At 34.1% G+C, this 20,302-nt stretch carries 23 protein-coding genes, 1 pseudogene and 1 riboswitch; of the genes and pseudogenes, 18 read left to right on the forward strand and 6 right to left on the reverse strand.

The genetic code is table 11. The features are described from left to right. The first annotated feature begins 46 nt into the window (after positions 1-46). Together C564_RS0101155 and C564_RS0101160 are read left to right on the forward strand one after the other, a co-directional pair. A complete protein-coding gene (locus C564_RS0101155) occupies positions 47-1,240 on the forward strand; it encodes an NAD(P)/FAD-dependent oxidoreductase (RefSeq protein ID WP_018764160.1) in 1,194 nt (397 codons plus the stop codon). A 23-nt stretch (positions 1,241-1,263) separates the two neighbouring features. Beyond that, positions 1,264-2,613, forward strand: coding sequence for a TrkH family potassium uptake protein (locus C564_RS0101160; protein WP_006094095.1), 1,350 nt, complete (start codon positions 1,264-1,266; stop codon positions 2,611-2,613). Positions 2,614-2,650: 37 nt separating this feature from the next. Here the strand turns inward: C564_RS0101160 and C564_RS0101165 are convergent, their stop codons facing one another. Further along, positions 2,651-2,986, reverse strand: coding sequence for a DUF3905 domain-containing protein (locus C564_RS0101165; RefSeq protein WP_016113926.1), 336 nt, complete (start codon positions 2,984-2,986; stop codon positions 2,651-2,653). A 173-nt stretch (positions 2,987-3,159) separates the two neighbouring features. On the opposite strand from C564_RS0101165, the gene C564_RS36610 reads away from it, so the two are divergent. The 5 genes and pseudogenes from C564_RS36610 (at position 3,160) to cbpA (ending at position 6,773) form a co-directional block, all read left to right on the forward strand. Continuing rightward, a complete protein-coding gene (locus C564_RS36610) occupies positions 3,160-3,312 on the forward strand; it encodes a hypothetical protein (RefSeq protein WP_018764161.1) in 153 nt (50 codons plus the stop codon). A 281-nt stretch (positions 3,313-3,593) separates the two neighbouring features. Next, positions 3,594-4,113: pseudogene (locus C564_RS34225) on the forward strand (2-aminoethylphosphonate-binding protein). Positions 4,114-4,141: 28 nt separating this feature from the next. Beyond that, a complete protein-coding gene (locus C564_RS0101185) occupies positions 4,142-4,924 on the forward strand; it encodes a DeoR/GlpR family DNA-binding transcription regulator (protein ID WP_003196072.1) in 783 nt (260 codons plus the stop codon). Between the two features lie 472 nt (positions 4,925-5,396). Further along, positions 5,397-6,026, forward strand: coding sequence for a class II aldolase/adducin family protein (locus C564_RS0101195; protein ID WP_003196074.1), 630 nt, complete (start codon positions 5,397-5,399; stop codon positions 6,024-6,026). Positions 6,027-6,149: 123 nt separating this feature from the next. After that, on the forward strand, positions 6,150-6,773 hold the full coding sequence (gene cbpA / locus C564_RS0101200; RefSeq protein WP_018764164.1) for a cyclic di-AMP binding protein CbpA: 624 nt from the start codon (positions 6,150-6,152) through the stop codon (positions 6,771-6,773). 41 nt (positions 6,774-6,814) lie between these two features. Here the strand turns inward: cbpA and C564_RS0101205 are convergent, their stop codons facing one another. Then, positions 6,815-7,582 carry a divergent polysaccharide deacetylase family protein gene (locus C564_RS0101205; RefSeq protein ID WP_006094099.1) on the reverse strand — a complete coding sequence of 256 codons (768 nt, stop codon included), beginning with the start codon at positions 7,580-7,582 and terminating at the stop codon, positions 6,815-6,817. Positions 7,583-8,134: 552 nt separating this feature from the next. Between C564_RS0101205 and C564_RS0101210 the strand changes: the two genes are divergently transcribed. Beyond that, positions 8,135-8,416 carry an aspartyl-phosphate phosphatase Spo0E family protein gene (locus C564_RS0101210; protein ID WP_006094100.1) on the forward strand — a complete coding sequence of 94 codons (282 nt, stop codon included), beginning with the start codon at positions 8,135-8,137 and terminating at the stop codon, positions 8,414-8,416. Positions 8,417-8,445: 29 nt separating this feature from the next. Here C564_RS0101210 and C564_RS0101215 read toward each other — a convergent pair whose 3' ends face one another. After that, on the reverse strand, positions 8,446-9,942 hold the full coding sequence (locus C564_RS0101215) for a DUF3149 domain-containing protein (RefSeq protein ID WP_018764165.1): 1,497 nt from the start codon (positions 9,940-9,942) through the stop codon (positions 8,446-8,448). A gap of 237 nt (positions 9,943-10,179) precedes the next feature. Between C564_RS0101215 and C564_RS0101220 the strand changes: the two genes are divergently transcribed. The 4 genes from C564_RS0101220 (at position 10,180) to C564_RS37265 (ending at position 14,098) form a co-directional block, all read left to right on the forward strand. Further along, the gene (locus tag C564_RS0101220; protein WP_003206377.1) at positions 10,180-10,626 is read left to right on the forward strand and encodes a MarR family winged helix-turn-helix transcriptional regulator; all 447 of its coding nucleotides are present in this window, start codon (positions 10,180-10,182) and stop codon (positions 10,624-10,626) included. 712 nt (positions 10,627-11,338) lie between these two features. After that, entirely contained in the window at positions 11,339-13,033 is a 1,695-nt protein-coding gene (locus tag C564_RS0101230) for a M3 family oligoendopeptidase (protein WP_003196081.1), read from the forward strand. Positions 13,034-13,171: 138 nt separating this feature from the next. Continuing rightward, complete coding sequence (locus tag C564_RS0101235; RefSeq protein ID WP_018764166.1) at positions 13,172-13,705, forward strand: DinB family protein; 534 nt, start codon at positions 13,172-13,174, stop codon at positions 13,703-13,705. A gap of 276 nt (positions 13,706-13,981) precedes the next feature. Continuing rightward, the gene (locus tag C564_RS37265; RefSeq protein WP_000018497.1) at positions 13,982-14,098 is read left to right on the forward strand and encodes a DUF6254 family protein; all 117 of its coding nucleotides are present in this window, start codon (positions 13,982-13,984) and stop codon (positions 14,096-14,098) included. Between the two features lie 8 nt (positions 14,099-14,106). On the opposite strand, the gene C564_RS0101245 is transcribed toward C564_RS37265, so the two are convergent. Next, positions 14,107-15,315, reverse strand: coding sequence for an ATP-binding protein (locus C564_RS0101245; protein ID WP_026008420.1), 1,209 nt, complete (start codon positions 15,313-15,315; stop codon positions 14,107-14,109). Between the two features lie 420 nt (positions 15,316-15,735). Beyond that, positions 15,736-15,779: riboswitch (PreQ1 riboswitch) on the forward strand. A gap of 93 nt (positions 15,780-15,872) precedes the next feature. Between C564_RS0101245 and queC the strand changes: the two genes are divergently transcribed. From queC to queF, 4 genes are read left to right on the forward strand one after another with little or no spacing between them, the layout of a single operon-like run. Then, a complete protein-coding gene (gene queC, locus C564_RS0101250; RefSeq protein ID WP_018764167.1) occupies positions 15,873-16,535 on the forward strand; it encodes a 7-cyano-7-deazaguanine synthase QueC in 663 nt (220 codons plus the stop codon). Continuing rightward, positions 16,535-17,029 (forward strand): 6-carboxytetrahydropterin synthase QueD, encoded by a 495-nt coding sequence (gene queD / locus C564_RS0101255; RefSeq protein WP_003196086.1) that lies wholly within the window; start codon positions 16,535-16,537, stop codon positions 17,027-17,029. The genes queC and queD overlap by 1 nt, the downstream gene beginning before the upstream one ends. After that, on the forward strand, positions 17,022-17,738 hold the full coding sequence (gene queE / locus C564_RS0101260; RefSeq protein WP_018764168.1) for a 7-carboxy-7-deazaguanine synthase QueE: 717 nt from the start codon (positions 17,022-17,024) through the stop codon (positions 17,736-17,738). The genes queD and queE overlap by 8 nt, the downstream gene beginning before the upstream one ends. A 28-nt stretch (positions 17,739-17,766) precedes the next feature. After that, positions 17,767-18,264, forward strand: coding sequence for a preQ(1) synthase (gene queF / locus C564_RS0101265; RefSeq protein WP_018764169.1), 498 nt, complete (start codon positions 17,767-17,769; stop codon positions 18,262-18,264). 47 nt (positions 18,265-18,311) lie between these two features. Here the strand turns inward: queF and C564_RS0101270 are convergent, their stop codons facing one another. Next, the gene (locus C564_RS0101270; protein ID WP_003196089.1) at positions 18,312-18,497 is read right to left on the reverse strand and encodes a YkvS family protein; all 186 of its coding nucleotides are present in this window, start codon (positions 18,495-18,497) and stop codon (positions 18,312-18,314) included. A gap of 232 nt (positions 18,498-18,729) precedes the next feature. Here C564_RS0101270 and C564_RS36615 point away from each other — a divergent pair, with 232 nt between their 5' ends. Together C564_RS36615 and C564_RS0101280 are read left to right on the forward strand one after the other, a co-directional pair. After that, positions 18,730-18,888 (forward strand): hypothetical protein, encoded by a 159-nt coding sequence (locus C564_RS36615; RefSeq protein WP_003196090.1) that lies wholly within the window; start codon positions 18,730-18,732, stop codon positions 18,886-18,888. 94 nt (positions 18,889-18,982) lie between these two features. Further along, a complete protein-coding gene (locus C564_RS0101280; protein ID WP_018764170.1) occupies positions 18,983-19,585 on the forward strand; it encodes a histidine phosphatase family protein in 603 nt (200 codons plus the stop codon). 37 nt (positions 19,586-19,622) lie between these two features. On the opposite strand, the gene C564_RS0101285 is transcribed toward C564_RS0101280, so the two are convergent. After that, positions 19,623-20,201 carry a GNAT family N-acetyltransferase gene (locus tag C564_RS0101285; RefSeq protein ID WP_003196092.1) on the reverse strand — a complete coding sequence of 193 codons (579 nt, stop codon included), beginning with the start codon at positions 20,199-20,201 and terminating at the stop codon, positions 19,623-19,625. Positions 20,202-20,302: the final 101 nt, after the last annotated feature.

Raw genomic sequence — 20,302 nt, forward strand, 5'->3', positions numbered from 1 at the left:
GTAACAAAAAATAAAAGGGAGGAAATTCAATTGTAGGAGAATAGTTATGAAATTAGCATTAGGGAAGTTATACTGGAATGAAGAAGCTTGTATGCCTTGTTATCCGATATTAGAAAATGATATGATATGTGATGTGCTTATTGTTGGAAGCGGAGAATCAGGCGCTCAAATTGCATATTTTTTAACAAAATTAGGAATGAGTGTCACGTTGATTGATAAACGAAAAATTGCACACGGAAGCACAGTTGCTAATACAGGATTACTACAATTTGTTCATGATAAGTCATTGACATCTTTGATTCATACATTTGGGGAAGCAAAAGGGGTGCGAGCTTATCAGCTTTGTTACGAGGCACTGCGAACATTGGAACAGGTTGTTCCAATGTTAGATATTGATCCTTGTTTTATTCCGAGAAGAAGCTTATATTATGCAAGTCAAAATGAAGATATTTCATTCCTTCAAGAAGAGTATCGTACATTACAACGTTACGGATTTCCTGTTGAGTATTTTACAGAATCTGATATTAAGAAACGATATTCATTTACAAAACCGGCAGCATTATATACAGGGGGGGATGCAGAAGTGAACCCGTATATGTTAGCTCATGGTCTTATACATAAAGCAAACCAGCTAGGTGCTTCTATTTTTGAAAATACAGAGGTTGTGCATATTAAGCCTGTTCAAAAAGATTTGGTTTCTTACACAAAAATAGGTAAGAAAATTGTAGCGAAAGCAGTGATTATGGCTACAGGATATGAAACACTATTTGGGAAAAAAGAAGCAAATACAACGGTAGAAACCTCTTATGCTATTGTTACAAATGAGCAAGAGCATTTTAATGGGTGGCACGAACAATCATTAATTTGGGAAACTGCTCGGCCGTATTTGTATTTTCGTACGTACAAAAATAGAATTATTGTAGGCGGATTAGATGAAGCGATGCAACTTCAGAAATTTGGTGATACAAAGTTATTGCATAAACGAGAGTTGCTAACTAAAATTATACAAGAGATGTTTCCAAATCTTTCAAATATAAGAGCTGAATATTATTGGGCTGCTGCATTTGGCGGAAGTCATGATGGTCTTCCTATTTGTAAAGAAGATGATAAAGTCTCTAATTTGTATTATGCATTACCGTATGGAGGAAATGGAACTGTATATGGAATGGTATTTGCAAAACTATTTCAGCAGTTATTTACAAATAAAGAAAATGATGATTTTTCTTTGTTTAATCGATAGAAAAAAGGTAGCGAAGTGATGGGATGAGAGATATAAAGAAATTTTTGCAAAAATTGCGTCCGGTACAGCTTATTGTTTTATTTTATTTCATAGCAGTAATTGTTTCTGTAATTTTATTAAGTTTACCATTTGTCATTAAGCCAGGTGTAAAATGGACTTTTATAGATGCGTTATTTATATCTGTTAGCGCTGTTAGTGTTACGGGGCTTTCAGTGGTTTCTATTCCAGATACGTTTAATACGGCAGGTATTATGATTTTAGCGCTCGTATTACAATTAGGCGGTTTAGGAATTATGGCACTTGGTACATTTGTTTGGATGATAACAGGTAAGAAAATAGGATTGCAGCGAAGACGATTAATTATGGCAGATCATAACCAAGGAAATTTATCAGGGCTTGTTGAGTTGATGCGGTCTATTTTAATTTTGATTATTTCGATAGAAGTGGTTGGGGCGCTTCTATTAGGAACAAGATTTTTACTCTATTTCCCAAGTTGGAAAGAAGCGTATTTTCATGGTTTTTTTGCCTCTATTAGTGCAACAACGAATGGTGGATTTGATTTAACTGGTCAGTCGCTTATTCCATATCAGAAAGACTATATTGTACAAATAATTCATATGCTTCTTATTATTTTAGGAGCAATTGGCTTTCCTGTGCTAATGGAAGTAAAACAGTATTTGAGTAAGGAAAAACATCAATTATTTCGTTTTTCACTATTTACAAAATTGACAACAACGACATTTTTCTCGCTTATTATTGTGGGAACAATCGTTATTTTTTTATTGGAGCGAAATCAGTTTTTATTAGGGAAATCCTGGCATGAAACGGTATTTTATACGTTGTTTCAATCCGTTACAACGAGAAGTGGTGGATTAGCGACAATGGATATACGTGACTTGTCACAGCCGACGCTTTTATTTATGAGTGTTTTAATGTTTATTGGTGCTTCTCCAAGTTCAGTTGGAGGGGGAATACGTACAACGACGTTTGCTGTGAATATTCTTTCCCTATATACGTTTGCAAAAGGTGACAGAACGGTACGTGTTTTTAAACGGCAATTGCATGAGGAAGACGTTTTAAAAGCGTCCGTTGTTATGACTATGGGGATTTTATTATGTGCTTTTGCTTTATTTATTTTATCGATGACTGAAAATGCACCATTTATGAGTTTAATTGTTGAAGTATGTTCTGCATTTGGAACGACTGGGTTATCAACAGGTATCACTTCTGATTTAACAACTGCTGGAAAACTTGTATTAATTGTTCTCATGTTTATTGGTCGTGTTGGTATTTTAACATTTATTTTAGCAAGTGGTGGAAGGGAACAACCACCTCGCTATAAATATCCCAAAGAGAGAATTATTATTGGATAACATGAAACCATTCTACCTATAAAGGTAGAATGGTTTTTTAATCGTTAATACCAAATTGAGGGTGCATAAATGAATCTTCAACCCCGTCTGTTTTGTTTCGTAACACTTCTTGATTTTCTTCTGAAATCCATCCGATATCATTTGTTGGATGGATCCATTCTTCGCCAGCCATAATGGCCGGATCAACTTCATCACTCCAATTGTTAAGTGGGCTATTTTTAGAATTGTATTTACTATCTCCAATTACAACATCGTATTGATTAATAAAGGGTTGTTGCATTTGTTTTCCTGTTCCTTTAAAGGAGGGGAAATTCATTTGATGCGGCAAGGTTTCATCTAAAATGGGTGAATGAATTTGTTGTTTTTTCTTCAAAGTAATCGTTCCTTCTTTATTATAGTAGGAAATATGAATTTCCTGTTCAGATATAGTGTTTCCATATATACGTTGCTTTGTACTTGTTAACACTTCCCATCAATAATTTTTGAAAGTTTTCTCAAACTAATATAGAAAGTAAGATGTCATTACAGTGAAGGAAGGTATTGTAAGTGGTAAAACAAAAAGTAAAACAACATGCGGCAATGAATCATAATAAAACTCCAAAAGAAAGCCTACCGGATGCGGAATTTGCGGTAGAGTATGAAAATGAAAATCCAGCGAAATATGCAAATCGCAATTCAAAAAAGGGTAAGCAAAAATGAGGCGTTTTTTACAAACGCCTCATTTTTTTGTGGAATTTTTAATCTTTTCTTAATTAATTGTAAATTTTCTGTTTTTTTGTTGTGAAAAAATATGAAAAAACATTGAAGTAGCAACGTATTACACAAAAACAAACAACAAACAAAAGATTAATGTTAGTTTAATACTGTTTTTACACTCGGCGTTTATATTGGAGTTGTACATAAGAAAAATAAAAGGAGAGAGAAAAAGTGAAAAAACACTCTTTAAAGCTGTAGTAACCGGGGGAATATTTTCTTTATTAATGGGATGTGGTGCTAAGAAAGAAGAAACTGCTGGGGCGAAAGTGAAAGATGACAAACTGTCTGGATCATTAGCAGTTTACACAGCAATTGAAGAAGAACTTGTACCTAGTTATCTTGATTCCTTTAAAAAGAAATACCCAGATGTGAAATTAAATATTGTTCGTGATTCAACAGGGGTTATTACAGCGAAATTGTTAGCAGAAGGGAAAAATACACAAGCAGATGTTGTATGGGGAACAGCAGCTTCTAGTCTTTTAGCTCTAGAAAAGAAAGAAATGTTGAAAGAATACTCTCCAAAAGGTGTAGATCGTGTACTTTCGCAATTTAAAGATGATAAAAAGCCAGAAAAATGGATTCGCGACGATTAAAAATGATTATAAACTTCCGGATGGTTTCCCAAAAGATGTAACAGATAAGTTATATAAAAATAACGATTTTAAATGGGCGGCTGATAATCGCGATAAAACTTTAGAACGTTTGGAAAAAGAATTTGGGCAAAAAGCAGAACCGAAAAAGTAAGTGGGAGAGAGAAAAATGAGGTGAAGTTATGTCTATTGTTGGAGAAGAGAGAAAGCGTAGCATTCTTGAAAAAGTAGAGTTTAAGGGAAAAGTGAAAGTTTCAGAGCTAGCAAGTGAATTTTCAGTATCAACAGAAACCATTCGCAGATATTTAGAAGAGCTTGATCGGGAAAAGAAGTTGAAGAAAGTATACGGGGGAGCGGTTCAACTTCCGGGAGCAGGGATAGAGCCCCCTATGCTAGAAAGAGAAATGCTATATATTGAGGAAAAGAAAAGAATTGGCTATAAAGCAGCAACTTTTGTAGAAGATGGAGATGTCATTGTTATTGATGATGGAAGCACGCCCCTGCAAATGGTCCCGTATCTCGTTCATCGGAAAAACTTAACTGTTGTGACGAGTTCATTTCCTGTTGCAACCCAATTCATTTCTTCTATAAATAAAAAAATGTTTGATGGTGAAGTATTATTTATTGGAGGAAAGGTATCTCCAAAACACTGTCGTGTATCAGGATCTATTTCACAGCAAGTCATTCGTCAGTTTCATTTTCATAAGGCATTTATTTCAATTGATGGATTGTTACCTAGTTTTGGAATCTCGAGTTTTGAATTGGAAAAAGCTAAGTTATCAGAAGCGATGATTCAATTAGCGGAAAAGGCGTTTATTTTATGTGATCATACAAAACTGGGGGTAAAAGGAAATTATCGAATCGCCGGTTTTTCTGATATTGGGCACGTAATTTGCGATAAAAAAATGCCTCATAGTTTTGAAGAATTTATTACAAAAAATAATATTCGCTGGACGATTAGTTAAATATAGGTTTCCAATCCGAAAGTTGTAGGGCCTACTGTTTTATTGTTTTATACATAGATGAGAGAGGTACTTTGAAAAGTTTTGTATCAGTGCAAAAAAAATGGACACATTTTTCGGCTTCCTTCATATAATTTACCAACAGAAAAAAAGTTGACTAGAGGAAAGAAGGGGAAAAGGTGTCGGAACGCTTGTATAATAAACTTATATTGTATACAAATATGTTACAAAAGATCGGCATTATTAATGAGCAAGAGAAGAGTGAGATGCTTCAAATGATGAACAAAAAGGCTCTGTGAAAGAGCTTTTTTTGTTGTGTAACACGTGCCTAATTTTCAGGTAGATGAAGAAATTGTATTGACAAAAAGAGATTCTCATGTGATAATTCAATTAAATTTTTGGAATAATCAAAAAATACTTCTTTTACATAGAAATGGCTAAACCATTACAGTAATATTCTCATGGGGGTGACGAAATGTTATTTTTTTTAAAGAAGTGGAAAGAGTTAAGAGATGTAAAAATGGAATTGGCTCTCCGTGATTGGTTTTATGGTACAAAAATTAGTTTATCTATGCGGACATCACAAGAACCATTAACATTTTTAGTAAATATTGAAGGAAGAGACAAAGGGTTATTTGCAGAAGAGGATTTTATTGTAGTAAATAGTATGTGTGAGCCTGTATTTGCAAATGATGAAAAACCAGCAGTTGAATCGTTTATGCATGCAGATATTTATAAAAAAGGTAATGCGGAGTGTATTTTGCAAGTTCAAACTGTAGATAGTCATTTAATATCAGAGTTATATGGAAAAGAAGGAGCAGTTACATTTGAAAAACGCACTGTAGAACGTGTTTTTGGAAAAGAAGGAATTACAGAGATTACGATTCCGATTGTAGAAAATGAAAAGAAGTTTGCTGATTTATTAGAGAATCATGTTCCTAATTTTATAGAAGGCGGCGGTGCTATACTTGTTCATAATTACGGAATGATTGTATGGGGAAACTCGCCAGAAGAGACGAAAAAATGGCTAGAAGGGTTAGAGTATTTAATGAATTATCACGTGAAATTATTGATGATTAAAGGAACTAAGAGTTCAGTTATATAAAGAGAATAATTCGTCACGTGCAAACTAATAAATGAAAGCGTTTTAAAAAATAATTTCACTCATAAAATATGGGTCTCCTTATTATATATAGATTACATGTCGTCATGTGAGGAGGAACGTATTTTGCGAGTTAAATATCATTTTCTGCCGAAACAACAGGTGACATTTTGTAAGGATAATGATTCGGGGGAACAGGCGTTAAAAATTATGGACGTGAAGGGATATAGAGCAATCCCTGTACTTGCAGAAGATGAGAAGAGATTTAAAGGGATCATTTATAAAGTAGATATTTTAGAACGTAAATGTAATGAGGGTTTAGAAGATGTATGTGTGAAAGATATTATGGAAGATAAATCTGCATTTATTTTTGAAAAGGATTCTTTTTTTCGAGCCTTTTATGTAATTAGGCGTCTTCCATTTTTAGCTGTATTGAATGAGTACAATGAATTTGTTGGCATTTTAACACATTCTAATATATTTGATGTCATTGAAGATTCATTTGGGATGCAAACGGGTGGTTATATAATAACAATCGCAACGCAAGATTGTAAGGGGACAATTAAGGAGTTAGGAACGTTGCTCAGGTCTTATCATATTGGTGGATTATTTACATTGGACAATGGTGATCAATATATTCGTCGTGTTATTGTGAACATTACAGATGACTTAAGTGAAAAAGCATTAGAATCATTAATTGCAAAAATAGAGAAAAAAGGATTTCGCGTGAGTCATGTAGATTATATATAAGGTAGTAGTATGAAAAATAGAGAGCAGCATATAGCTGCTCTCTATTTTTGTTTGGAGACAGGTGGTGGTGAGAGGACAAGGTCGGATAAGAAAATAAAGTCTGCATGTTCACGTACTTTAGGAATGGTGGACTCAATAACACGAGAAGTAATTTCCCCAGGAGGGCCGACATGACCAATTGCTACTACGACAGGTTTTTCTTTAATTTTTTGTAGAAGTAACTGTGCTTGCTTTGTAATATGAGATGATGTATAAACATCATCAAAGAATAATTGATTTTCTACAATAGGAACCCCTAATTCCTTTCCGATTTTTGGTACTACGCTATTGGGATTTGTTTTACTATCTAAATAAAATAGGCCATGTTTTTTACATACTGATAGTATGATTCGCATAATTCTTTCATCAGCTGTTACTTTAGAACCCATATGATTATTCATCCCAATTGCATGTGGTACTTCTTGAATCGCTTGTTCGACCCGACTTTCAATTTCATGATCACTTAAATCAGTTGTAATGGCTTTAGGACCAAGCCATTCTTTTTTTCCTTTAATAGGCTCCATTGGCATATGAATAATAACTTCATGCCCTTTTTGATGTGCAGCTACTGCATCTTGTTTTGTAGATGGAAGAAAGGGCATAACAGCTACAGTAAGTGGAATGGGAAGTGATAACATCCTTTCAGTTCCCTTCATATTATTTCCAAAGTCGTCGATTACAATGGCAACTTTATTTGTATGGGCATACGTTTGAAAAGGAAAAATGACAGTAGATAATAAAATGAAAAAAATAATGATATGTTTACGCATATAAAAAATTCCTTTCTGAATGGGTGATTTGTTATAAATAAAGCTTTATCAAATTTCTAGTTAGTGAAACAAATTAGATATGTAATTTGCATGAACTGCACTAAAATCCTGATTGGTAAGTGCTAATAATCAGTGGGGATGAAGAAAGTTCGTACTGATTAAGGTTTACCTTTATAGAAAATTTATCTTTTTTAATAAAATAAGGTACTGTATTTGTGAAGATGGAAACGCAAATCTATAATTATGATTTGCGTTTTTTACATAAATTAAACGAGAAAAATGTCGAAGTACTGGAAATCAAAAATGTAAAAGTAGAGTTTATTTGTCGTTTGGAAAAAATACCATGAAAAAAATGTCTATTATTGCGAATGTATTTACAAAGATAGAATAATTTGTAATAATTCTCAAAGTGAGGATAAAGATTTGTAAATTACAGGGAGAAAATGTTAGAATTTCTGAGTATTCTAATTCGGTTACAATATACATTTGTAGTCTGAATGTATGGAGTGAAAATGAAGTAGAGAGTATGGAAGAATAATGAGGGGGATATGGATGTTTACAGCAAAACGGGAGTACACAATGGAAAAACTTTCGCGTGATATTCATATGAAGCGTGAAGAAATGATTCATTTAGGTTTAACAAACGGATTAAACAGTACTGAAACAATTCAAGTGAGTCAAGAATTGGACAAGCTTATTGTACAGTATCAACGATATAAAGAACAAAAAACACCAAGATGGTTCGCATTTATGAAGGTACCCTTTTTTCAAATAGAATATGAAGGAAAATCAAGTGCTTTTTGGAAAATGTTTGTGACTGCTTTTATGAAATAAACATAATTACCCTCCGCAGAGAAGGATAATTATGCTGAATCTAATGGAAGCTTTATATGAACTGTGGTTCCTTTATTTTTTGTGCTATCAATCACAATTTGTCCATCATACATTTCTATAATTCGTTTGCATATGACAAGACCAAGACCTGTTCCGGTATCTTTACTGGTAAAGAACGGATGAAAGAGGTGTTTTTGAATATGCTTTGGAATACCCTTTCCTGTGTCAATAATGTGTAATTGTGCGTGCTCTTTATTACTGGTTACCTGAATTGTTAATACATCACCAGATGACATAGCTTCAATTGCATTTTTTGTAATATTTAAAACCACTTGTTTCATATGATCTTTTGAACAACGGATATGAACAGGATGGTCTGGTAACTGCAAGGTGAATATAATATTATGCAAATTTGCTTCGGATCGAATAATTAATGAGACCTCTTTGATAATATCCCTTACATCATACTTTTTTTCGATAATCGCTGTTGGTTTACCAAGAATAAGAAATTCGCTAACAATTTCATTGATACGTTTTATTTCTTGTTCGATAACAGAAAAATAAAATTGGTCTTGTTCTTGTATATGTTTTTCCTTTAAGAGTGCTACAAGACCTTTAATTCCAGTAAGTGGATTACGGATTTCATGAGCTGTACTAGCTGCAAAAGTACCAACTAATTCAATTTTTTGTATTTCATTTTGTTGTCTCTCCAATCTTGTTTGTCGTTTCAGCAAAATATATTGAACGAGTAAAAATAAAATTGTCATTAAAAATAAAGTAACCATACATTCTACCGCAACGGTTTTGTATAAAGTTGTTTTATGAATAGGTAATGGAGAAACAGCAACTTTCCATTTTAATTTTGGTAGTGGAGTAGAAATTTTGTTTGTATGTTGCCCAGTTGGTTCGTTATTATCATCTGTTAAAAAGACTACATCATGCTCATCGGTTACTTCAAAATGATATTGTGGTTTAATAGCATTTAAAGCAGACGATATATAATCAAAGCGTAAACTAGCCAACAATAAACCAGAAATTTGTTTGTGTTTTGTAAAAATGGGTGTGGCAATCATAATAGCTTGGTGTCCAAGAACCCGATCTGTAATGACAGATGATACAGTTGTTTTTTTTGATTTAAAAGCTTCTGCTATATAATACCGATCTGCAACCTGAATTGGTGTTGTTAAACCTTTTGATGCTACAGTAATTAGGCCGTTTTTATTTGTATAATATAATCCAGAAAAACGCTCGTCTTTTTCATCGGTATCGTGTAATATTTGCTGAATTCCGTTTGTATTTTCTGTTTCTGTATTTACGACCATAGCAAGCATCTCTAAGGCGGAAATTGCTTCGCCAATACGGTGATCTAAGTAGTCCTTATATAAAAATAAAACAGTATGAGCAGCTTGTTTGTTTTCCTGTTGCATTTGGTAGGTGTGATAAGAATAGAAAGTTGCACCGATTCCCAGTGTCGGTAATATAACAAGCAGTATATAAAAAGTTATGCTTCGTAATTTTCCATTCAAGATTGCTACTCCTTTTTTTTATTATCATTATATATAAACTGTGTTAAAATTGTCATGTTTTTATTTCATGTGTGAAAGTTAGTACTTAGCATGTGGGAAAGAGTAAAAATGAGAAATGATTGAGCGATCATTCGGAGACAAAGATAAACCATTGATAGCTATTTTGCTTTATGGAAAAATTTTTATTTGGTAGATTGTCTCGAATTTTTGTGAATTTAAGTGAAGGGTTGAAATCGTATGAAGTTGAATGATGAGAGGGAAGAGATTTCTCAATCTTTAAAATTGTTTATTGCATTATCGCGTGTGCACCGCTTTGTTATGGATGCTACAAATAAATCAATACAAAGTAACGGACTAAATCCAACTGAGTTTGCTGTATTAGAATTGATATATCATAAAGGTAGTCAGCCGCTTCAACAAATTGGAGAGCGTATTTTAATTGCAAGTGGAAGTATTACGTATGTTGTTGATAAGTTAGAAAAAAAGGGGCTTGTGAAACGAATTCCATGCCCGAATGATCGCCGTGTTATATATGCACAGTTAACAGGAGAAGGAGAGACCTTCATCGCTTCTATTTTTCCAAAGCATGAAAAAGTTATACAGGATTCCTTTGGAATGTTAACAAAAGATGAGAAAAATGAGCTGTTATCTTTGCTTAAAAAAGTTGGGAAATATGAAAAGTGATAGAAAACCTTTCTTTTTTGATGGGAGAGAGCGACCGGCCATGCGTAGAAGCGGCCAGATCCTTTTTCAGCCCCATGCCAAGTGAAAACAAAAGGAGAAAATGAGTAGTAATTTCCTTTTGTTGTTCATAGCCATGACTTTATGTGTTGGAAGTTAACAAAGGGTTATCTCGCAAAGTCCCGAGTAGTGATGGGAATTTCAATTTATATAAGTACAAATTGAAAAAACGGCAGAAAATCTTTCTTTTTTTGATGAGAGAGAGCGACTGGCCATGCGTAGAAGCGGCCAGATCCTTTACCTGCTCCATGTCAAGTGGAAACAAAGAGAGGAAAAGAGTGCAGGTCATCTTTTGTTATTCATAGTAGCGATTTATATGTCGAAAAATCAAAATGGTTTTATATAACATGTTAAAAAAGCTTTCGATGTAAAATGGTCAAAGGCTTTTTTGATTATCCCGCTATTTACGGGCAGAAAAACCTCTTCCTCAAGATTCAGAGAGAAGCGAGAAAGATAGGTGAGGGTTTGAAGGATAAAGAAAAAACTCACGGATGGAAGTTTCATTTTATATAGGTAGTAATTTCATTCACCGTTCTACAAGAAGTATGGATGGAATGTTACAGTTTCTAATGGATTCTGTTGAAGAATAAAAGGAGATTCAGAAAAGGAAATGGAATTATAGTAAGGGTACATATAATTGAGAGGAGGCATATTCATGTCATTTAAGAACTATGAATATACACGCCCAAATACGGAAGAGTTGCAAGAAAAATTCACTGTAGCTTTAGAACAGTTTGAGAATGTAAAGACGATAGAAGAGCAAAAGCAAGTAATTGGTGTAATTAATGAGATTCGCAATGATTTTGGTACAATGGGAAATATTTGTTATATCCGCCATTCTGTTGATACAACGGATCCCTTTTATAAGGAAGAACAAGATTTTTTTGATGAGTATTCTCCGATTGTACAAGGCTATGTAACGAAATATTATAAAGCATTGATGAATTCTCCGTTTCGTGATGAACTGGAGGCTTATTATGGGAAACAATTATTTGCTTTAGCAGAATGTAATTCAAAAACATATTCAGATGAGGTTGTGAAAGATTTACAATTAGAAAATAAATTATCTTCGCAATATACACAACTTTTAGCGGCTGCAAAAATTGATTTTGAAGGAGAAGAGAGAACATTATCACAACTTGGACCTTTTATGCAACATACGGATAGAGATATGCGTAAAAGAGCAAGTGAAGCTTATTATGGTTTTTTAGAAGAGCATGAAGAAGAGTTAGACAGTATTTATGATGAACTTGTAAAAGTAAGAACGAAGATTGCGAAAACACTTGGTTTTAAAAACTTTGTTGAACTTGGATATGCAAGAATGTATCGCACAGATTATAATGCGGAAATGGTTGCCAATTATCGTAAACAAGTACTAGATTACATCGTTCCAGTTGCGACAGAATTACGAAAAAGGCAGCAAGCACGCATTGGTGTAGAAAAGCTTGCTTACTATGATGAGAATTTTGAATATGCAACAGGTAATCCGACTCCAAAGGGAGATGCAGAGTGGATTATTAATCATGGGAAGACAATGTATAAAGAATTATCAAAAGAAACAGATGAGTTCTTCAACTTTATGTTAGATAATGAATTATTAGATTTAGTTGCGAAAAAAGGAAAAGCTGGTGGCGGTTATTGTACATACATTGAAAATTATAAAGCTCCGTTTATTTTCTCGAACTTTAATGGAACATCAGGTGATATTGATGTGTTAACACACGAGGCAGGTCATGCGTTTCAAGTATATGAGAGTCGGAAGTTTGAAATTCCAGAGTACAATTGGCCAACGTACGAAGCGTGTGAAATTCATTCTATGAGTATGGAATTTTTCACGTGGCCATGGATGAAATTATTCTTTGAGGAAGATACGGATAAATATTATTTCTCTCATTTAAGTTCAGCACTTCTATTTTTACCATACGGTGTATCTGTTGATGAATATCAACATTATGTATATGAAAATCCGGAAGCATCTCCAGAGGATCGCAAAGCGGCATGGCGTAATATTGAGAGAAAGTACTTACCACATCGAGACTATGAAGACAATGATTATTTAGAACGTGGTGGTTTCTGGCAGCGTCAAGGGCATATTTATAGCTCACCTTTCTACTATATTGATTATACATTGGCTCAAATTTGCGCACTGCAATTTTGGAAGCGAGCAAGAGACAATAGACAAGAAGCGTGGGAAGACTATGTGAACCTTTGTCAAAAGGGTGGAAGTCAATCCTTCTTACAATTAGTAGAAATTGCGAATTTGACATCTCCATTTACAGATGGGTGTGTGCAAGGCGTAATCACTGAGATTCAAACGTGGTTACATGCAGTGGATGACACAAAATTGTAAAAATCAACCTTGTTTTTTTCACATTTTGTAATCGACACATTCATAAAACAATGAGATAATATAAGAAAATTCAGATTTATTCAAAGGTGTTTCTAAGTTGGAAACACCTTTTTTCACCAAAAAAGAGGGGGGAGAATTATGCTTCAATCTAATATGAATGTTAGTTTGGAAACTTTGCTGCAATCGTTACAATCTACAAGAAACACACTATTATCAGAAATTGAGATGTTAAATGATACGGAAGTGAATGTAAAACCGCGCCGTGATAAATGGAGTATCATTCAAATTATGCATCATCTACACCTAATTGAACAATCTGTCACTTCATCCCTTGTGTATGCTTTACAGAAAAAAGACAAAAAAGTAGTTCCACTCAAAGATCTCCAACTTACTCTTGATCGAACATATAAACGAGAAGCACCTCAACAAATGCAACCAACAGAAACATTAATGAAAAGACAACAAGGAATTCAATTACTCGAACATTCACGCGCAGAATTATTGCATACGCTGCATAGTATTATAGACGAAAAAGAATTGTTCGAAAATTCGTTAAAACATCCTGTGTTTCAGGAGCTTAATCTATATCAATGGATTCAATTCCTTGATTTACATGAACAACGCCATCTTACACAGTTAAAAGAAGCAAAATATGCGATTTTGCAAAGGTAAAGAAAAATTCCCATTTACATGGGAACTATATTGAATAAATAAGAAGAAGCGAGGTAGTAATTATCTCGCTTCTTCTTATTTATCCCTGCTTTTCGAGGGTAGTAATATCCACTCCTTAAGATGCAGAAAAAGAAGATGGGTAGGGGATAAACCACTTATAAAATCCTATTTAATGAGGACTAATTATTAGTGGAGGATGAAGAAACTGGATTGATGCATATTTTTATCTTTTATTTTGGAATAATACATAAAGAGAACATAGAAGGAGTTGAAAGCATGTCACACAAAAAGAAAGAGCAAGAGCGTAGTTGGAAGGCACGAAAAGAAAATCAAAAACCGCATGGGAAAGTAAAGACTTTTGCGGAACTTGTTGATGAAACGGAAAAAACGTGATGATTCCATCACGTTTTTTGTATGAGTGGGAAAGTTAATAGAAAGGTTGTACCAATGTCTTTTTCACTTGAAATATCGATTTTTCCACCCATTGCTTTTACGATGCTGAATACGACCATCATCCCAAGTCCAGTGCCTTTTTCTTTCGTTGAATAGAAGGGAGAACCAAGACGTTTCAGTTGTTCTAGATCCATGCCAATACCAGTATCTTTTATGGCTAACTGTATCTGTGTATGACTCGGTATTAATGTGAGAATAAGATCTCCCCCTTTTGGCATGGCTTCAATACAATTTTTTAAAATGTTTAATAAGCATTGGTTAAATTTTTGTTTTTCTCCAGAAATACAAAAGATGTTGCTTTGCTTTGTGTAAGTTATACGAACATTTGTCAAATTAGCTAGTGGAGTAATGAGAGATACAGCACGAAGTAATTCATCTTCGATTTGTAATACTTGTTCTTTTTCTATACTTGGTTTTGCAAATGTTAGATAATCTGTGAGTACGTGATTTGCTTGTTCAATACCACGTATAGCAATTTCTGTATATAATTTTCGATCTTCTTCAGAGCATTCTTCGGATTGTAGGAGTTGTAAAAAACCTTTCGTTGAAGTTAAAGGATTACGAACTTCATGAGAGATAGAGGCAGCCATTTCTCCGATTAGGTGAAATTTTTCAGCGTTAATTAGTTCTTCTTGTAGGCGTATTTGTAATTGTAGTACGTTTAGTAAATAAAGAATAAGAATGGTACCAATGATGGTACATAATTCATACACAATAATATGAGGGAGGTAATATTCAGTGCTAGGAACTTCAGCAAGGAAAAAAGGAATCCAGCTAAATACGTATACAAAACTATATAAAATAGCAAGTACTACTTTTATATGATTGCTCCCTCTTTGAAAGAGTCTGTATGTGGCAAGGAGAATAATATATAAGCAAATGGAAGCTATAATAGATGGAAAAACTCCTATGCCTCCTAACAAAAAACGGTATATGTTTAATACAGCTAAAATCGATCCACCCGCAATAGGACCTCCTGTTAACGTACCGACAATTAATACAATATGACGCATATCAAATTGAAATCCATTATCCATCCTTGCTGCAAAAGAAATACAAAGAATTGTTGCAGCACTGCAAAATAATATAAATACGGTTGAATTTAACTTAGGTGAATGTTTCCCTTTTTGATTCCAAAATGAGTGATACATTAGCATCATAACGAGGATGGATAATATGTTTAAAAAGAGATAAATAATAAAGAGTTTCAGGTTTATCTCCTCCCTATTCTCATATGTATGGTGTTATATAAGTACAAATTGAAAAACCGACATAAAACCTTTCTTTTTAGGTGAGAGAGCATCCGGCCATGCATAGAAGCAGTCAGCGCCTCTTTCTGCCCCATGCAAAGTGAAAACAAAGAGAGAAAATAAGTAGCGGTCACCTTTTGTTCTTTATAGCAGCGACTTATATGTTGGGAAATCAAAATGGATTTATATAAGTATAATCATACTATTAAAATACAAGAAAATGAATCTTAAACTTACAAAAAAGACAGAAAAATCAGATGTTTTTCTGGATATGTGCAGTATGTTACAATATGTGTTGTTAATGAAAGAAGAAATTCCATGTATAACATGGGAGAGGTTCGCGAACTCCCTCTATAAAAAACTATGGAAACAACAATATCCTTAGGTATTGTTTTGTTTTTTTATTGTGACAGTTCAAGAACGTTCTTTCTTCTTATTCGTAGTAGAGAAGGAGAATGAGTGAGATGAAAAAAGAAAAAGCAGTTGTCGTTTTTAGTGGTGGCCAGGATAGTACAACATGTTTATTTTGGGCAATGCAGCAGTTCGCAGAAGTTGAAGCTGTGACATTTAATTATAATCAACGTCATAAGTTAGAAATCGACTGTGCAGCTGATATTGCGAAAGAGTTAGGAATTAAACATACAGTACTTGACATGAGCCTATTAAATCAACTTGCTCCAAATGCGTTAACGAGAACGGATATGGAGATTACACATGAAGAAGGTGAATTGCCATCAACATTTGTAGATGGACGAAATTTACTATTCTTATCATTTGCAGCTGTGCTAGCAAAACAAGTTGGAGCACGTCATATTGTAACGGGCGTATGTGAAACAGATTTTAGCGGTTACCCTGATTGTCGTGATGTATTTGTGAAATCGTTAAACGTTACTTTAAATTTATCTATGGATTATCCATTTGTTATTCATACACCACTTATGTGGATTGATAAAGCAGAAACATGGAAATTGTCAGACGAACTTGGCGCATTTGAGTTTGTTAGAGAAAAAACATTAACATGTTATAACGGAATAATCGGTGATGGCTGCGGTGAATGTCCAGCTTGTAAACTTCGTAAAGCAGGTTTAGATACGTATTTACAAGAACGCGAAGGAGCGAACGCATAATGGAACAGAATTTTTTTGGATTTCGCATTGTAGAAAATTTACAAAAAGTGGACAAGGACATTCAACGTGAACAACTGAAATATCATAATAAACGAGTGATGGTAAGTAAGGAATTTACATTTGATGCAGCGCATCATTTGCACTGTTATGAGGGGAAATGTAAAAATTTACATGGTCACACATACAAAGTTGTTTTTGGAATTAGTGGATATGTAAATGAGATTGGACTTGCTATTGACTTTGGAGATATAAAAGAAATTTGGAAAAATGAAATAGAAATTTATTTGGATCATCGTTATTTAAATGAAACATTACCAGCGATGAATACGACAGCTGAAAATATGGTCGTTTGGATATATGAGAAGATGGCAGAGGCACTTACAAAAGAAGACCGTGCAAATGAATATAAAGGAGCACGGGTTGAATTTGTTCGTCTATTTGAAACACCAACAAGTTATGCAGAAGTAAGACGGGAGTGGATGATCGGTGAGTAAAATTCCTGTTCTGGAAATTTTTGGGCCGACCATTCAAGGTGAAGGAATGGTTGTTGGACAAAAGACGATGTTCATTCGTACAGCAGGTTGTGACTATAGTTGCGCGTGGTGCGATTCGTCCTTTACATGGGATGGATCAGCGAAAGAACAAATTCGGCAAATGACTCCCGAAGAGATATGGAGTGAGCTTGTAGAAATTGGTGGAGAAAATTTTTCACATGTAACGATTTCAGGTGGGAATCCAGTGTTGTTGAAAAATATAGATGATTTTCTGTCTTTATTACAAGAAAAACAAATTCGCACCGCCATTGAGACGCAAGGAAGTAAATGGCAGGAATGGTTGCTTCATATTGACGAAATAACAATTTCGCCAAAGCCCCCAAGCTCACAGATGAAAACTGATTTTATTATGCTGGATTCTGTTATTGAAAGATTAGCAGGAAAAGATTTTAGCTTAAAAGTCGTTGTATTTGATGATCACGATTTTGAATATGCGATAAAAGTGCATGAGCGTTATCCGCATGTACCGTTTTTCTTACAAGTTGGAAATGATGATACGAAAACAGTGGATGATGCAATTCTTATTAGGAATTTACTACAAAAATATGAATGGCTCATTGAAAAAGCTGTTCATTGCAAAGAAATGAATGACGCAAAAGTATTACCTCAGCTTCACGCGTTAGTGTGGGGAAATAAACGGGGCGTATAAGGAATGGAATTGAAGGGATGTATGAAAAATGGCAGGAAGATTAGATGAAGATTTAAAAGATGTAACGTTACTTGGAAACCAAAATACAAAATATTTATTTGAATATAGCCCAAAAATTTTAGAGACATTTGAAAATAATCATCCAAACCGTGATTATTTTGTAAAGTTCAACTGTCCTGAATTTACAAGCTTATGTCCAAAAACAGGACAACCAGATTTTGCAACGATCTATATTAGTTATATTCCAGAGCAAAAAATGGTGGAGAGTAAATCATTAAAATTGTATTTATTTAGTTTCCGTAACCATGGAGATTTTCATGAAGATTGTATGAATGTCATTATGAATGATTTAATCAAATTAATGGATCCACGTTATATTGAAGTGTGGGGGAAATTCACACCACGTGGTGGTATCTCGATTGATCCATATTGTAACTATGGTCGTCCTGGTACAAAATATGAAAAAATGGCAGAATATCGCATGATGAATCACGATTTATATCCTGAAACAATCGATAATCGTTAATGAAAAAGGATCTGTATGATACATGCAGATCCTTTTTTTCTATTATATTACGCATGTTGATTGATAACTGTATAGTTTTTGTGATTTACAACTGTAAGAGGTTCCATATCTAGTTCTCTAAAATTCTCCATGATTGTTATATCGACAATAACGGAGTTTTTATTTACTTTTTGAACACGGCCTTGCATTCCACCTTTAAATTCGATAATATCTCCAGTTTCTGCGGTTTTCATAAGCAACTCTCCTTGTTACAGTTTTACCAAAAAAAGAACAATGTTGTTCTTTTTTATTTCCCTTTATTTTGAACTATATTCCCCTGTTTGTAAATGTTTCCATGATAAAATTTCAAAAAATAGTCATTTTTCATAAGAAATGTATAAAGTATTTTTCTATTTTAGGAGAGGGAATTGATAAAAAAGTGCTTATATCAGTATATAGGGGTATAATAAACTGGGGGCGGTAAAAATGTTGTTTAAAATTGTTGGAAGTTTTATAATGATCCTTTTATTCTTATTTTCATATAAACAATTAAAAATAATTCGTATCCATGAAACAGATACATATTTTGATGGATTAGATGGTATGCATGCTTCTGTCACTCATGAGAGCGGTGCGGATATGTAAGGAAGTATGACTTTCTCTTTCTCCATGGTATGATGATAATAAGAAAAAGTGCATAATAATATAGGTGATGAGCGGTGAATGGAGAGTGGAGAAGATGCGAATTTCTTTTATTCGTCACGGTCGCTTGAACAATGTTACAGAATCAATGACAGTATCATCGTTCCACAAATGGATGGAGCGGTACGATTTAGACGGTATGGAAAAAAGTATGGACATACCAATTGAGACGGTTGAAGTAATCGAATCTGCGAAGCTTATTGTAACGAGTGATCAAAAACGTACGGTACAGTCAGCAGCAGAATTAACAAATTCTCTTTCTTTTATACAAAGCTCCCTTTTTCGAGAGGCAGAAGTACCATCTAGTTTCTTTGTTCCGAAATGGGTGAAGTGCAAACCGGAAGTATGGACATTTATTGGGCGTACATTATGGATGATTGGATATTCTAAAGGTGTTGAGTCTTATCGTGAAGTACAAGGAAGAGCGAAGCAAGCAGCTGATACATTAGTCGGATATGCGTTAGTACATGGGCAAATTGCGCTCATAGGGCATAGTTATTTTAATACGATGATTGGGGCTGAGCTACGTGCTAGAGGATGGTCTGGTCCGCCTATTTTTCATGGGAAGCCATGGAGTTGTACAGAATATACATTTCATGAAGCAATGAATGGAAATATATTGAATACCAATTTAACATAAAGGCACACGATTACAATAAAGAATCGTGTGCTTTTTTTTAAGAAACGAAAGCTTTTTTATATAGTGGTTTCACTAAATGAGCATATGGCTCTCCAACAAGCATAACCGTTTTATCCTCTTGGTAGCCAAGTTTTTTATATAAAGAGAAAGCTCGCTTGTTTTCTAAATTTACAAGTAATGCGATTTTCTCATAGCCTTTTTCATAGGCATCATTTTCTGCTGCTTTAATCAATTTTGAGCCGATCCCTCGTCCGCCATATGTGTTTGAAACGGACAATGTGTCAATATAATATTCATCGAGCTCAGCTTCTTTTTCTAGCGTAATAGATGAATCTTGATGGATTTTTCGTAAATGTTTTACAATGGGAGTATCTAGTTGTTTTGCATGGCTGCCATGATAGGCTACGATGATTCCAATTGCTTGTCCATCTTGTTCTTCAACGAAACAGTTCTCGTAGCTAAGTCGATTTTCTTTTTTTGAAAACCAAGTTTCAAGCCCTGTCAAGACTTCTGTTCCTGTTCTCCCACCTGTGATTTTTTCAGCAATTTCATGCAGAGCGTTATACAATAAAGGAGATATTGCCTTCGCATCTGTCTTTTTTGCTTTCCGAATCATATTATCCCTCCTAGTTGTCATTCTTATTGTAACATAAAATAAAGTTTCAACCAGTTATTCATCAATTTCTTGAATTTTATAGGATAAGCTTGAATATCGAA

It is taken from the genome of Bacillus sp. 105MF, from assembly GCF_000374885.1.
Classification (GTDB): domain Bacteria; phylum Bacillota; class Bacilli; order Bacillales; family Bacillaceae_G; genus Bacillus_A; species Bacillus_A pseudomycoides.